Below are 13,793 nucleotides of genomic sequence, written 5' to 3' on the forward strand. Positions count from 1 at the left end.
TCGTTCATGACTTGAGGGGTTCGACCTTGAGTGTCAGCAGGTCCACAAACGCCTTGGCCATTGGGGATTTCTGATCCTTGCGCTGTACCAGCCACACCGCCGAAACCGCTGCAGGGTCGAGCAGGGGTCGGTACACAACGCCATCAATCCGCATCCGCTGATAAGACGCCGGCAGCACCGACACGCCGAGCCCCGCAGCCACCAACCCGATAATGGTCATCGCCTCACCCGCCTCTTGCGCGAAGTGCGGGCTGAAACCGGCGTCCCGCGCCAGGCTGAGCAATTGTGCATACAGACCACTGCCGTAACTGCGTGGGAAAAATACGAACGGTTCCAGGGCCAGAGCTGACAGGAATATTCCCTCTTCACTGTCCTGCACCAGCGGATGTTTGGAGCTGAGCACGGCCACCAGCGGCTCGCGCATCAACTCCACCACGCTGAGCGAATCCGGCAAACCCAACGGCCGCATGATCCCGACTTCGATCGACTCGTCCACCAGCGCTTCGGCCACCTGGGTGCTGCTCATTTCCCGCAGGTTCAGGTGCACCGCCGGGAACCGCTGGCGGAATGAAAAAATCGCCTGGGGAATGGTCGAGTTGAATGGCGCCGATGAAGTGAATCCGATCTTCAATTCCCCCAGCTCACCCAACTGCGCCCGCCGCGCCACATCCGCCGCTTTGTCGACCTGCGCCAGCACCAACCGGGCTTCTTCCAGAAACAATCGCCCGGCCTCACTGAGCTCGACCCGACGATTGGTACGCTCGAACAATCGCGCACCGACTTCCTGCTCCAGCGCCTGAATCTGCTGGCTCAGCGGCGGTTGCGAGATGCCCAGCACCTGGGCGGCGCGGCCGAAGTGCAGTTCTTCGGCGACGGCAATGAAGTAGCGCAGGTGACGCAATTCCATGAAAACTCCATTAGGTCGTAAAACCTCTCAAACAGGTCGAACAATATATTGGATTGAATCATTAGGCAGCTATATGCTTTTTTCATTGCCTGACCGGCTGCGCTCCCCCGAGGTCTGAAGTGAAAACTGCTGTCGCCCCACTCGCCCATGAAGTTCCGCCCGCCGCGCTGGACGATGCCGTCTCTGAACTGAAGGAGATCTACATCGAAAAGGGCACGCCGATGTTCATGCGCACGGTACTGGCGCTGTTCTCCGGCGGCTTTGCGACCTTCGCGCTGCTGTATTGCGTGCAACCGATGATGCCGCTGCTGTCCCACGAATATTCGATTAACGCGGCGCAGAGCAGCCTGATTCTGTCGGTGGCCACGGCCATGCTCGCCATCGGCCTGCTGATCACCGGGCCGATCTCCGACCGGGTCGGGCGCAAACCGGTGATGGTGGCGGCGCTGTTTGCCGCGGCGCTGTGCACCATCGCCAGTTCCATGATGCCGAGCTGGCACGGCGTGCTGGTGATGCGCGCGTTGATCGGGTTGTCGTTGAGTGGCCTGGCGGCGGTCGCCATGACCTACCTGAGCGAAGAGATCCACCCGCAACACATCGGTCTGGCGATGGGCCTGTACATCGGTGGCAACGCGATTGGCGGGATGTGCGGGCGCTTGATTACCGGGGTGTTGATCGACTTCGTCAGCTGGCACACGGCGATGCTGGTGATCGGCGGCCTGGCACTGATCGCGGCGGCGGTGTTCTGGAAAATCCTCCCCGAATCGCGCAACTTCCGCGCCCGCTCGCTGCACCCGCGCAGCCTGCTCGACGGTTTCACCATGCACTTTCGCGACGCCGGTTTGCCGCTGTTGTTCTTAGAAGCGTTCGTGCTGATGGGCGCGTTCGTCACGCTCTTCAACTACATCGGCTATCGCCTGCTGGCCGAGCCGTACCACATGGACCAGGCCTTTGTCGGGCTGCTGTCGGTGGTGTACCTGTCGGGCATCTACAGCTCGGCGAAAATCGGTTCGCTGGCCGACAAACTCGGACGCCGCAAAATGCTCTGGTCGACCATCGTGCTGATGCTCGCCGGTCTCGCCCTGACCATGCTCACGCCGCTGCCCGTGGTGATCATCGGCATGCTGATTTTCACCTTCGGTTTCTTCGGCGCGCACTCGGTGGCCAGCAGCTGGATCGGCCGCCGCGCCACGAAGGCCAAGGGTCAGGCATCGTCGTTGTACTTGTTCAGTTACTACGCCGGGTCGAGCATCGCCGGTACGGCGGGCGGTGTGTTCTGGCACCTCGGCGGGTGGAACGGGATTGGCGTGTTCATCGGTGCGCTGCTGGTGGTGGCGTTGCTGGTTGCGTTGAAACTGGCCCGCCTGCCGCTGCTGCCGGGGAACGGTTCGACTACCTGAGCACCACTCGCGCCTCAAGCACCGCGTCACTCTTTTCCAGGGTCAGCGATTGCAAGGCGACGCCGTCACGTTCGGTGCGGTCCAGCCATTGCAGCAACGCCTTCGCGTCGCCGCTGAGGGTCAGGCGCAACACGTCGTTGTCGGTGTCCATCTGATGGATCTCAAGCCCCGCTTCTGTGGCGCTTTCGCTGACACGCAGCGACAACGACTGATGGCTGACGACGGGCGGGGGGCTTCGCGGTTGTGCCAGTTGCAGTTGCGCAGACACGGCCAGTTGCTGTTGGTGCTGGCGTTCCATGGTTTCCAGGCGTTGGCGTGTCGGTTGCCAGATCAGGCTGAACGCCACGACAACCAATAAAAATGCGCCCATGGCCAGCAACAGTCGTTGCTCGCGAAGGGACAGCCGTTGCCAGGCCGCTTTCATGCGCGGTCCTCCACTGTAAGGGTCGCCTGCACGCGGTCGCGCTCTTTGCTCGCACTGTCGAGCCGCAGTGGCACGCCTTGTTGTCGCCCACGCTCGCGCAGTTGTTCCAGCTCGGCAAAGCTGTTGGCGCTCAGCTGGATTTTCCAGCCATCGCCGGCACGAAATTCGATGCGCCGGACCTCGACATTGCTTGCGCCAATCACCTGCTCGACCAGCGTCACCAGCTCGGCAACGCGTGTGCGCTGCGGCTCGGCGGTCTGCTGTTGAAGCGTGTTGAGCTGCGTTGCCAGATCGACGATACGGCTCTGCTCGGGGTAAAGCGTCTTGAACCGTTGCTCGTTCTGGCTGTAGAGCCTGCGTGTTTCACTCTCCAGAAAATGGATTCGCGCAGCGCTGGCGCCCCAGGTCAGCAACAGCAACGTGAGGATCGTCAAACCGCCGAGGCGCCAGGGCAGACGTTTGTTGCGCAGGGCGAATTCGCCTTGCAGCAGATTGATGGCCTGCGCGGGACGGTGGGCCAGGTATTGATCGACATCCGTCGCACCCTGACGCTCGTCGACCCATTGAATCCCCGCGGGCAAGGCCGGTCCCAGCAACGTCAACCCGTCGTCCGTCAACGTCAGGCGGGCCGGCAGCCCTCCGCCGACCAGCCATCGACCGAACCACCAAACTCCGAGCGCCTGATCCAGGGGCAAGACATCGGCATCGACGAACACCGAACGCACCTCGATGCCCTCTTCAGCCAATAACGCGAGCATCGCGGCAAACCGCTGACGGTCGATCACCATGACCGGATAACGCCCTTCCTGATCGCGAGCGCCGATGCTCAGGTGCAGCTTTTCCAACGCCTCGCTCAATTGATCTTCCACGGCAAACGCGACGGCTTGCGCGCCGGGCTGGCGTTTGGAAGGCCACGGATCGCTACGCACCCAACTGCACAACTCCATGGGCAGCAGCAGGTCCACCGCCTGCCCGTCCAGCAACTGCGCCGCTTGATTCAAGGGCATGGACTGGCGTTGCGCAGTCGAGGACCAGACGCAGCAAGGCCAGTCTGCCGACGGTTCGCCCAGGCCCTCGGCGGTCAGGTAAAGCCAGGTATTCATCGCGGCATCTCGTGGGCAGTCGAAGGAAGAAGGCGTCGTTGCAGGACGTTGAGTTGGTGGGTGTCGGCGTCGCGTTCGACCTCCGTGGCCAGCCGCAATCGGCGCTGCCCCTGAGTGACCTGCACCGTGATGCGGAACCAGCGGCTGCCGGTGCCAAGCCCATGACTGCTCAGGCCTGCACCGGAGAGCAGCGGGTCTTGCGTAAAGGCCTGTACGCTGGCCCATCCCGTCGTCAAAGCCTGACGAACCAGCCCAGCAGCCGTGGTCGCGTCCACGCCATCGAGCGTCCTCAGCACCAATTCCGGAGCCGTGTTGACGTTCAGCGTTGCGTGGCCGGGCAACATCGCCACCCAAGGCTCAAGTTGACGCAGCACATGAGCGTCAACCCCCGGCAGCAGGCGCAGTTGGCTCAGTTCTCGTAAAGCCCCCACCTGAGCAAGTTGCAGCGGTGGAAGATCCAGCATCTCGAGCAAGCGCGCCCAGCGGTTGAGGGTGACTTGATCGATCTGCCCCTGAGTCAACAATGCGTTGAGATTGAAGCGCCCGGCGAGGTCCTCGATATCAACGCGGATCTGCGCGTCTTCGACGTCGAAGTCGGGTGTCATGCGCGCCCAGTCCTGGGTCAGGTCGACAGTTTTTTGCGAGCCCTGCGCCGCGTCCCGCAAGCGCAAAAGCGCCCAGCTTTCCCCCGCAACGGCGAGTTGGCGCATTTGAATGTGCTGCAGGGCCTGGCCGCTGCTGTGCAGCGACAGGCGATGGCTGCGTAGCAAGCCGCTGGTGATCAACATCGCCAGACTCATGACCAGCAACACGCTGATCAACGCGATGCCGCGTTGATGCCTCCTCATGGCAAGGCGCCGGGCAACAGCAATACCCGACGAATCGCCTCGAAACGACCCGTAGAGAATTGCACTTCCACCGCCATCGGCCGCTTCACGCCCCGCCCGGATGGCCAATCGCGGTTCCAACCGGACTGTGCATCAAACACCCGCCAACTCAAGTCTCGAACATCGCCCAGCAGTTTTTGCCGCTGCACGCTCGGCACCCCCTCCCCCTGACTTTCACGCCACAGCGTGCCGTTATCGAGTCGATAGGTCAGCAACTGGCGCTCGCTGCGCGGCTGGTCCAAAGGGTTGCGCCAATGGCTACGCTGCAACTGCAACACCGATTGCTGGAGCACGACAGGTTGATCGGTGGCGTGCAGCACATCCCGCTCGATCACCGCCACCGCCCGTTGCAGGCTTCGGAACTCACGCTCATGCGCCGTCGTCCCTCGTTGCACGCGCACCACGCCATCGAACAGCCCCCAACTGGCCAGGCCCAGCAACGCGAAGATCGCCATGGCGATGACCAGTTCCAGCAAGGTGAAACCGCTCTGCTTATTCATCACGATGAGGTATCCAGCCACTGGCGCGGTGTACGGTTTGCTCACGCCCGGAAAGGCTGACGTCAACATCGACCTTGAGCAGGCGCGGATCAGGCGAAACGCTGATACGCTGGCGCAGCAACCAGTCGCGGCGATCCATCGACACGATCCGTTGTTGCTGGTCGAGGGGCCATCCGGTTTGCAGGCGCAGTTCATTCAGATGGTTGTCTGCCAGCCACGCGGCGAAGAGCCGTTCCTCGACCGCGCCGGTTTGCCTGAGCACGTATTGGCTCGCCGACAACACGGCGGCCGCCAGCGTCGAAAAGATCGCCAGGGCCACCATGATTTCCAGCAAGGTGAAGCCACGCATGCGTGAAGCAAACGGCCGGCTAGCCATCGATCACCACCTGGCCAAGGCCATCGCTGGACAGGCTGAGCCACGTCTTTTTGTCGCTGCCAAACGACAGCGTAAAGACGCTGGTTTCATCGTTGCTGAACATCAGCAACTGAGGAGGTCCATCGTCGGCGCCAAGGGTTACCGGATGACCGTCCTGCTCAAGCCGTAGCCGCACGTTTTCGGGCCATCGATAAAAAGCCGCCAACGGTTCCCAACCCTGAACATCGAGCCTCATCACCCGATAACCCTCGACACTCAGCCGCAGGCCGAACTCCTGGCCATCGAGCACTGCGCGTTCACGCAACTGTTGAATCACGCCCACGATCCCGTGCGCTTCCTGCCGGGCCTGACGCGCCGGATTCGACCCGGTGGCGAAGCTCACCATACCCAACAGCACGCCGATCAAAACAATCACGATCATCAGTTCGAGCAAGGTGAATCCCCGACAACGCTGGCGCATGATTCAGTCGCCCCAGTTGCCGATATCGGCCGCATGCCCTTCGCCACCCTTCACGCCATCGGAACCGAGGGAATACAAGTCATAGCCGCCGTCCACTGAATGCACACCGGGATTGAGGTACTGATAGGGCGTGTTCCACGGATCGACCGGCAGGCTTTTCAGATAACCCTGAGGGTTCCAGTTCCTCGCCGCCGGCAGGCCGGAAGGTTGTTTGCTCAAGGCTTCCAGCCCCTGCTGTGTCGAGGGGTAGTTGAAGTTGTCGAGGCGATACATTTCGAGGGCCGTGGCGATGGCCTGGAGATCAATTTTGCTGGCGGTGACTTTGGCCTGGTCGGGACGGCTCATGAACTGCGGCACCACGATGGCCCCCAGCACGCCGATGATGACGACCACCACCATGATTTCGATCAGGGTAAAACCGCGTTGAGCGCGAGGGCTGTTTCTCTGTGCTGCATTCATGGGTCAATTCACCAATTGGTTGAGGCTGAGAATCGGTAGGAGGATGGCCATGACGATCAGCAGCACCACGCCGCCCATCAGCACCAGCATGGCCGGTTCAAAAAGGCTCACGACCAGTGCGATACGCGCCGCCAGACTGCTTTCCTGTTGCTCGGCGGCCCGCACCAGCATGCGATCGAGCTCACCGGCGCGTTCGCCGCTGGCGATCATGTGCAGCATCATCGGCGGGATGTCGCCGCTCAGTTCCAGACCGCGAGTCAGCGTTCCACCTTCACGGACCGAGCGTGCGACATCGGCCATGCGGCTGCGGATGGTCAGGTTGCCGATGACGGCCGCCGCGATCTCCAGCGCGTCCACCAATGGCACTGCACTTTTGCCGAGGATTGCCAGCGTGCTGGCGAACCGCGCGGCTTCCATCGCCCGCAGCACCTCGCCCATTACCGGCAGTTTCAACGCGAGACGATGCCAGCGCAGGCGCCAGGCCGGCTGGCGCAGGCTCCAGCGCCAGAGGCCGAGCAACGTCGTCAGCACGCCCATCAACAGCAGAAAGTGATTGCGCAGCCCATTGCTGAGGGCAATCAGCGCCTGCGTCAGCCAGGGCAACGGCTGGCCACTGTCGACGAAGATCTTCACCACGTCCGGCACCACGTAGCCGAGCAGAAAACCAACAATCGCGACACTGGCCAACATCAGGATCAACGGGTACACCAGGGCCATCTGGATTTTCTGCCGCGACGCCTGGCGGGCCTCGGTGTAAGCGGCCAGTTGTTCCAGCACATGCCCCAAGTGACCGGAACGTTCGCCAGCCGCGACAGTGGCGCGGAACAATTCGGGGAACGCCTTGGGAAATTGAGCCAGCGCCGTCGACAGGGCATGACCTTCCATCACCCGACTCCTGACTGCCGACAACAAACCGGCAACCTTGCGCTTCGCACTCTGCTTCGTCACCGCTTCAAGGGCTTCCTCCAGCGGTAGCCCCGCCTGTACGAGGGTGGACAACTGCAAGGTCAACAGCGCCAGATCCGCCGCGCTCAGGCGTCCGCTGCGAGACTGCGTCCCCGTGTCGCCACCTGCCCTAACCTCGCTCAACTCACGCGGCCACAAGCCGCGTTCACGCATCAGTTGCCGGGCATGTCGCGGGCCGTCGGCCTCCAGTCGGCCTTTGCAGCGTCGGCCCTGGGCGTCGTCAGCGCGGTAATCGAACGTCGGCACTCGCTAGTCCTCCTGCGTCACGCGCAGTAATTCGTCGAGGCTGGTCACGCCCTCCAGCACCCGCTGGCAACCGTCCTGAAACAGGCTGCGGGAGACCTTGCGCGTCTCTTCTATCAACGCCTGTTCACTCGCACCTTGATGAATCAGAACCGAGACGGCGGGCGTCACGCTGATCAGCTCGTAGATTCCGATCCGCCCGCGATAACCGTGCTGACACTGGTCGCACCCCACAGCCCTGAACAGTTGCGGTGGCGCTGCCGAATCGAGCCCGAGGCGCTCGCACGTGGCCTCATCGGCGCTGTACGCCGTCTTGCAATGGGGGCACAACGTGCGCAGTAAACGCTGGGCCAGAATGCCCACCAGCGACGACGCGAGCAGGTAGGCATCGACGCCCATGTCCACCAGCCGCGTCACTGCACCGACGGCACTGTTGGTGTGCAACGTCGAGAGCACCAGGTGCCCGGTCAGTGATGCCTGGACGGCGATTTCCGCCGTCTCGCGATCACGGATTTCACCGACCATCACCACGTCCGGATCCTGTCGCAAGATCGCCCGCAAGCCGCGGGCAAACGTCATGTCCACTTTCGGATTGACCGGCATCTGCCCCACACCCGGCAGGTGATATTCGATGGGGTCTTCGACCGTGAGGATGTTGCGTGTCTGATCGTTCAGGCTGCTCAGCGCGGCGTACAGACTGGTGGTCTTGCCGGAACCGGTAGGCCCGGTCACCAGGAGAATGCCGTGAGGTTTTGCGAGCAACTGGCGCAACGCGGCGAGGGTATCGGCAGGCATGCCGAGTCGCGGCAATTCCAGGCGCCCGGCCTGCTTGTCGAGCAGGCGCAGTACCACCCGTTCGCCGTGGGCCGAAGGCAGCGTGGAGACCCGCACATCGACTTCGTGCCCGGCCAGTCGCAGGGCCATTCGACCATCCTGCGGGACCCGTTTTTCAGCAATGTCCAGGCGCGCCATGACCTTGATCCGCGACACCAGCAAGGTGGCCAGTTCACGTCGAGGCCTGAGCATTTCGCGCAATTGCCCGTCGACGCGCATGCGTACCGACAGGTACTGCTCGAAAGTTTCCAGGTGCACGTCCGACGCGTGCTCGCGCACCGCTTCGCTGAGCAGTGCGTTGATCAACCGGATGATCGGCGCGTCGCCCTGCTGCTCCAGCAGGTCGGCGGTTTGCGGGACTTGATCGACCAGACTGAGCAGGTCCAGCTCTTCGTCCAGCCCTTGGGCAACTTGCTCGGCCGCGCTCTGACCTTCGCGATAAGCGACGGCCAGACGTGCGGCGAACACATCAGGCTCAAGCACCCGCATCGGCAGATCCCGAGCGCTTGCCCGACGGGCTTCCGACAGGGCCGTGAGCGGCGCATTGGCGCGCAGTACAAGGCTTGAGCCCGGCCCGTCGTGCTCCAGCAGTACGCCGAAACGCCGGGCGAAACCGAAGGGCAATGGCTGGAGGGATTCACGCGGTTCGCTCATGGCGATTCCGCCGCTTGCTTACGCAAATCGAACACGGGGGCGTCGGGCGCGGGGTCGAACAATTGACGCGCCTCGGCCGGCAGCAGCAAGGAGTTGTTCCCTCGCGCGCCGGGCTTGCTCAATTCACGCAGCGCGTTGTAACGCTGCTGGCTGACGTCTGACAGGTCTTCCTTGCTGCGCAGGATGGTCGGCCGCAAAAACACCATCAGGTTGCTTTTGGTCTGGGTGTCGCGGGTCCAGCGAAACAGCGCACCGAGGTAGGGAATGTCGCGCAGCAACGGCACCCCGCTCTGTTGGGTGCGGACGCTGTCCCTGATCAGCCCGCCGATGACGATGATTTCGCCATCGTCCGCCAGGATCGTGCTCTTGAGCGCACGTTTGTTGGTGATCAGGTCCGAAGAATCGATGCCCGATACCGAAGGCGCGATGTCCGACACTTCCTGCGCGACCTCCAGGCGCAACGTCGAGCCTTCGTTGATGTACGGCTTGATCTTCAGGCTGATGCCCACGTCCTTGCGCTCGACCGTGGTAAACGGATTTTCCGCGCCGTTGCTGTTGGTGGCGTAGGAGCCGGTCTTGAACGGGACGTTTTGGCCGACGATGATTTCTGCCTCCTGATTGTCCAGGGTCAGCAGGCTCGGCGTGGACAGCAGGTTGCTGCGGGTGTTGCTGGCCAGCGCCGAAACCAACGCGCCGAAGCGGTCATTACCCAGCTGCAGGACGGCCCCTTCCGGCGCGGATTTTTTCTCGTCAAAGTTCAGCCCGCCAATGATCGGAATATCGGTGCCGGGAAAGTTGATGAAGCCTTTTGCATCGCTGCCGCTGACGCTCCACTGAACACCCACGGCCTCGGCGATGTCCCCGGAAATCTCGACGATGGCGGCATGGATCAGCACCTGCGCCCGAGGCTGGTCCAACTGACGCACGATGTCCTCGATGGTGCGGATTTGCGCCGGCTCGGCGATCAGCACCAGCGCATTCTGGCTTTCGTCGGCCTTGATCATGAACGTCGTGCCGGGTGAGTTATCCCGGGCGCCGCCGACGGCTGTTGCCGGCTTTCGGCCCTGGCCCATCGTTTCGAGGACTTCGGCCAGTTGCCTGGCATCGCTGTGACGCAGGCGAATCACCCGCGCATTGTCGAGGGTGGCGGTCGCGGGGGTATCGAGACGGCGTGCGAGGTCGATCAGGCGCTGGCGAACCGACGGTGGACCAATGAGGATCAGCCGATTGGTTCTGGCGTCGGCCAGTACCTGGATCGCCGTATCAGCGCTGCGTTTGCCCAGAGAGGACTCCATGACAGTCGCCACATCAGCAGCCTGTGCGTGCTGCATTTGCACCACGGCATGCTGGTTGTTCTGCCCGGAATCCAGTTGCCGGACCACCTGCGCGATACGGTTCACATTGGCCGCAGTATCGGTGACCACCAGCGCATTGGCTGACACCGAAGGACCGACATAGCCGTTGGCCGACACCAGCGGCCGAACCAGGCCGGCGATGTCGGAAGCGCTGCTGGTGTTCAGTTCGACGACCTGGGTGATGAATTGCGAAGCCGTGGCGTTTTTTGCAATGCCTTGGCCGGCGCGGGTTTTCGCTTCAGTGACCGGCGTAATCAGGATCCGGTCACCCTCGTCGATGACCGTGAAGTTGTGGGCATCCAGCACCGAATAAAACAATCGGCGAACACCTTCGCGGTCGAGGGCCTGACGGGACATGACGGTGATGCGCCCGGAGACTCTGGGATCAAGCACCACCGTGGTACCGAGAATGGTGGAGATTTCCTCGACGATGTCGCGCAGCTCGGCATTGTTCATCGCCAGTTGCCATTTTTCTTCCTCGGCCCGTACCGCGCCGTGAAAGAGTGACAGCGCCAACGCGGCGAAAAAAAGCAGGGGGCGCAACGCCTTCGCGCTGATGGAAAAGTTCATGGGTTGATCACTCTGACGGCCCGGAGAGCGGGCGTAGAAAATGCGCAGGAGTCGCGGGGGCCGGAGCCTCGGTTTGCGCGTCTAATCGACGCAAGAGCTGCGTGGCAGAAGTCTGCAGCGTCAGCACTTCTTCTCGCCCCTTGTTCCACAACACCGCCCGATCCGCCTCGACGCGGCGCAGGACGCTGCCGCCCGGCAACGGATCGCCCACCTGATAAATCCGCGAGCCTTGAGCGTCTGCCAGCAGCGCTCTGGACAACCCTGTGGCCAGGACAAAACTGGCCTGCAGGGTCAGCGGCTCGGCGCTGGCCAACAACGTGGCTCCCGCCGTCAGACCGAGCACCGTCGCCACCGCAGTGGTATCCAGAGGTGCACGGGACGGTGGCGTCGCTATCGTTGAAACGACAGGCATCGGTGCGACACGGCTTTGACGAAACCCCCACTCTTGCCACACCAGAAAGGATCCGTACGCGACTGTCACCAGTAGCAGGCCGAGGGTGCAGAGTCGCCCGTTCACTCGGCGCGGCCACTGCCAAACTTGCTGCACAAGGACATTCGTCGCAGTACGCGGTGACCGCACAGTTCATGGAAAATCACCGCACCGACATGCATCGCGATCAGCAGTGAAAGCACCAGGCACGACCAAACGTGAACGGTGACAAACAGCGCGATAAGCGCTGGATCACTCAGCGGCTGCGCAATATCGACCCACCCGAATACATCAATCGGGCGGTCCATCATCAACACACCGGTCACCAGCACGACAGTCACCGTCAGGTAGATCAGCGTGTGGGCAAACAGCGCGAGTTTTTCCATGGACGACAAGGTGTTCACGCTCGTCTGCCGGGCGTGAACGACAAAAATAAACAGCCGCCAGACAAAAAACGGGATGAACACCGTCGTCAGCGACACATTGATAAAGGCAACCCGCTCACCGACGCGGGCTGGCACGTCCACAAAGGCCACATAGAACCCCGACACCAGCGTCCAGATAATCACCGCCGCCGACACCCAGTGCAGCCATACGCGTTGGGTGGAGTAACCCGAAACCGTCATTTTCAACTCGATTTTTCAACAGGAAGATAAGCCTTCAGGCAATCCTGTTCCGGATCGCCTGAAGTGTTACGAGAGACTTAGATTTTGTCCCACGCCATGTGCCAGTGCCCCCCTACACCGGGCTCAAAGCCGTTGGCCGTCGGGGTGTATTGCTTGCAGTAACCGGACGCGGGGAATGGCTTGCATTCGAAGATTTCATTGGTCTTCGGTTGCAGCACTTTGGTGCCGGCGGTGTACTCGCTGATGCCTTCGGGGAACACGAAGTCGTGCTCGATGCCCGCGCCTTCACCGGTCATGTGGGTGGGCTGGGTGTCCTGGCGAGTGGTGCGACCATCCAGCGTGGTGCCGACCAGCGTCAGGGTGTGTTTGCCGGGATTGCTGCGAACATCCATGGTCAGCCAGGTCGGACCGCTGTCTACCTGCTTCGCGACGGAACCGACCGGCTTGTTGTTCTCGTCGAACAAGGTCGCTTCGACGTTCATCGCACGGTTCGAGATCATGCTGAACTGGACGTTGGCCAGGCCTTTGTCCAGAACGTATTCGGCTTGCTGGGAGGCCACCGACATACGCGCGGCGGTGTCTTCCTTCATGTCCAGCTGAACTTCGAATCGGGTTACGCCGCTTTCTTTCTGGGCGTAGAGGGTGTTGTTACCCCGGACCGGTTCGATGTTGCCGCTCTCATCACGAATACCGGCACGGATAAGCGATTGGGTGCTGTTGATTTTTTCTGCGAGTTTGAACGCCCAGTTGTTCGGCGAGCCTTCCTCGGCAGTGTCGATGGAGATCTCGACGTCGTAATTCGGGCTGACACCGTTGGCAGAGAATGCGCGGGCCTTGACCTTGTCGCCGATCAGCAATTGGGCCGATGGCGTGATGCCGCCAACGGAAGACCAGCCACCGGGCAACGACGGTTCGCCGAGGATGTTCACATCAACAGCGTTGTAAAACGCCGCGTCGGTATCACCGACGGTCCAGATCCCGAGGATGACGTGCTGACCGGATTTGTCGTCAGGAATGTTGCAGTTGTGTTTGGCGCCGGACACCGGCAGTTGATGATTCCCCTCGACGATGCAGAACGGGGTGCTTTCGAACGAGGCGCGCTTGAGGGATTCGTTAACGTTCCAGCCGTTGCGAGTGATGAAGTACTCATGCTTGGTGGCAGGGTGAGCCTGGGTGTAGCGCCATTGGAAATCGATGTTGCGGTCTTTGATTTCCGTTAATTGCCAACGGGTAGCGGACTGAGCATCCATAGCGGAGAACGATGGATGACCGCCACTCGGAATCTTGCCATCGATCGGCCCTTGCAAAGGCGCACCGCCTGTACCGGCCGGAAAACCTTTGAATGTTTCGCCAACACTTTGAGGCTCGTATTGCGCGGAACCGCAGTTGGTGTTCACCCCTTTCTGGCACAGCAGTGCGCGCGAGGGCGGCACTTCCATATAGCCATGGGCCGAAACAGTTTGAGACGCCAGCATTGCCGATAACAGGATCATTGAAGAGGAGCATGCGGTTAGCGCACCTCCCTTGTAGAAGGTCTTTTTCATGAGTGTGTTCCAGACTACTTATCGAAAATTAAGGCGCCACAAGGACGCCGCTGTT

15 protein-coding genes are annotated in these 13,793 nt (G+C 61.7%); 1 reads left to right on the forward strand and 14 read right to left on the reverse strand.

All coding sequences use genetic code 11. The annotated features are described in order from the left end of the window. Positions 1-4: 4 nt before the first annotated feature. Complete coding sequence (locus tag IB246_RS09320; RefSeq protein WP_008041827.1) at positions 5-907, reverse strand: LysR family transcriptional regulator; 903 nt, start codon at positions 905-907, stop codon at positions 5-7. 167 nt (positions 908-1,074) lie between these two features. Between IB246_RS09320 and IB246_RS09325 the strand changes: the two genes are divergently transcribed. Then, complete coding sequence (locus tag IB246_RS09325) at positions 1,075-2,307, forward strand: MFS transporter (RefSeq protein WP_225609813.1); 1,233 nt, start codon at positions 1,075-1,077, stop codon at positions 2,305-2,307. Here IB246_RS09325 and gspM read toward each other — a convergent pair. The 13 genes from gspM to gbpA form a co-directional block, all read right to left on the reverse strand. After that, entirely contained in the window at positions 2,300-2,731 is a 432-nt protein-coding gene (gspM, locus tag IB246_RS09330; RefSeq protein WP_008041830.1) for a type II secretion system protein GspM, read from the reverse strand. The genes IB246_RS09325 and gspM overlap by 8 nt on opposite strands. Continuing rightward, entirely contained in the window at positions 2,728-3,834 is a 1,107-nt protein-coding gene (gene gspL, locus IB246_RS09335; protein ID WP_008041831.1) for a type II secretion system protein GspL, read from the reverse strand. Before gspL ends, gspM begins: the two co-directional genes overlap by 4 nt. After that, entirely contained in the window at positions 3,831-4,682 is an 852-nt protein-coding gene (locus IB246_RS09340; RefSeq protein ID WP_008041832.1) for a type II secretion system protein GspK, read from the reverse strand. Before IB246_RS09340 ends, gspL begins: the two co-directional genes overlap by 4 nt. After that, complete coding sequence (gene gspJ / locus IB246_RS09345; protein WP_008041833.1) at positions 4,679-5,221, reverse strand: type II secretion system minor pseudopilin GspJ; 543 nt, start codon at positions 5,219-5,221, stop codon at positions 4,679-4,681. The genes IB246_RS09340 and gspJ overlap by 4 nt, the downstream gene beginning before the upstream one ends. After that, positions 5,214-5,597, reverse strand: a complete 384-nt coding sequence (gspI, locus tag IB246_RS09350) for a type II secretion system minor pseudopilin GspI (protein WP_008041835.1) — start codon at positions 5,595-5,597, stop codon at positions 5,214-5,216. Before gspI ends, gspJ begins: the two co-directional genes overlap by 8 nt. Further along, positions 5,590-6,057, reverse strand: coding sequence for a type II secretion system minor pseudopilin GspH (gspH, locus tag IB246_RS09355; RefSeq protein ID WP_008041837.1), 468 nt, complete (start codon positions 6,055-6,057; stop codon positions 5,590-5,592). Before gspH ends, gspI begins: the two co-directional genes overlap by 8 nt. Before the next feature lie 3 nt (positions 6,058-6,060). After that, positions 6,061-6,516: a type II secretion system major pseudopilin GspG gene (gspG, locus tag IB246_RS09360; RefSeq protein WP_008041838.1), complete on the reverse strand. Its 456-nt coding sequence runs from the start codon at positions 6,514-6,516 to the stop codon at positions 6,061-6,063. A 3-nt stretch (positions 6,517-6,519) separates the two neighbouring features. Continuing rightward, a complete protein-coding gene (gene gspF, locus IB246_RS09365; protein WP_008041839.1) occupies positions 6,520-7,728 on the reverse strand; it encodes a type II secretion system inner membrane protein GspF in 1,209 nt (402 codons plus the stop codon). 3 nt (positions 7,729-7,731) lie between these two features. Continuing rightward, entirely contained in the window at positions 7,732-9,213 is a 1,482-nt protein-coding gene (gene gspE / locus IB246_RS09370) for a type II secretion system ATPase GspE (protein ID WP_008041844.1), read from the reverse strand. Continuing rightward, positions 9,210-11,138 (reverse strand): type II secretion system secretin GspD, encoded by a 1,929-nt coding sequence (gene gspD / locus IB246_RS09375; RefSeq protein WP_192230017.1) that lies wholly within the window; start codon positions 11,136-11,138, stop codon positions 9,210-9,212. The genes gspE and gspD overlap by 4 nt, the downstream gene beginning before the upstream one ends. A 7-nt stretch (positions 11,139-11,145) precedes the next feature. Then, positions 11,146-11,550 carry a type II secretion system protein N gene (locus tag IB246_RS09380; protein ID WP_318652992.1) on the reverse strand — a complete coding sequence of 135 codons (405 nt, stop codon included), beginning with the start codon at positions 11,548-11,550 and terminating at the stop codon, positions 11,146-11,148. A 101-nt stretch (positions 11,551-11,651) separates the two neighbouring features. Next, entirely contained in the window at positions 11,652-12,194 is a 543-nt protein-coding gene (locus tag IB246_RS09385; RefSeq protein WP_008041847.1) for a cytochrome b, read from the reverse strand. 77 nt (positions 12,195-12,271) lie between these two features. Then, complete coding sequence (gene gbpA / locus IB246_RS09390; protein ID WP_008041848.1) at positions 12,272-13,738, reverse strand: N-acetylglucosamine-binding protein GbpA; 1,467 nt, start codon at positions 13,736-13,738, stop codon at positions 12,272-12,274. Positions 13,739-13,793 lie beyond the last annotated feature (55 nt).

The organism is Pseudomonas sp. PDM01 (genome assembly GCF_014852325.1).
Classification (GTDB): Bacteria; Pseudomonadota; Gammaproteobacteria; order Pseudomonadales; family Pseudomonadaceae; genus Aquipseudomonas; species Aquipseudomonas migulae.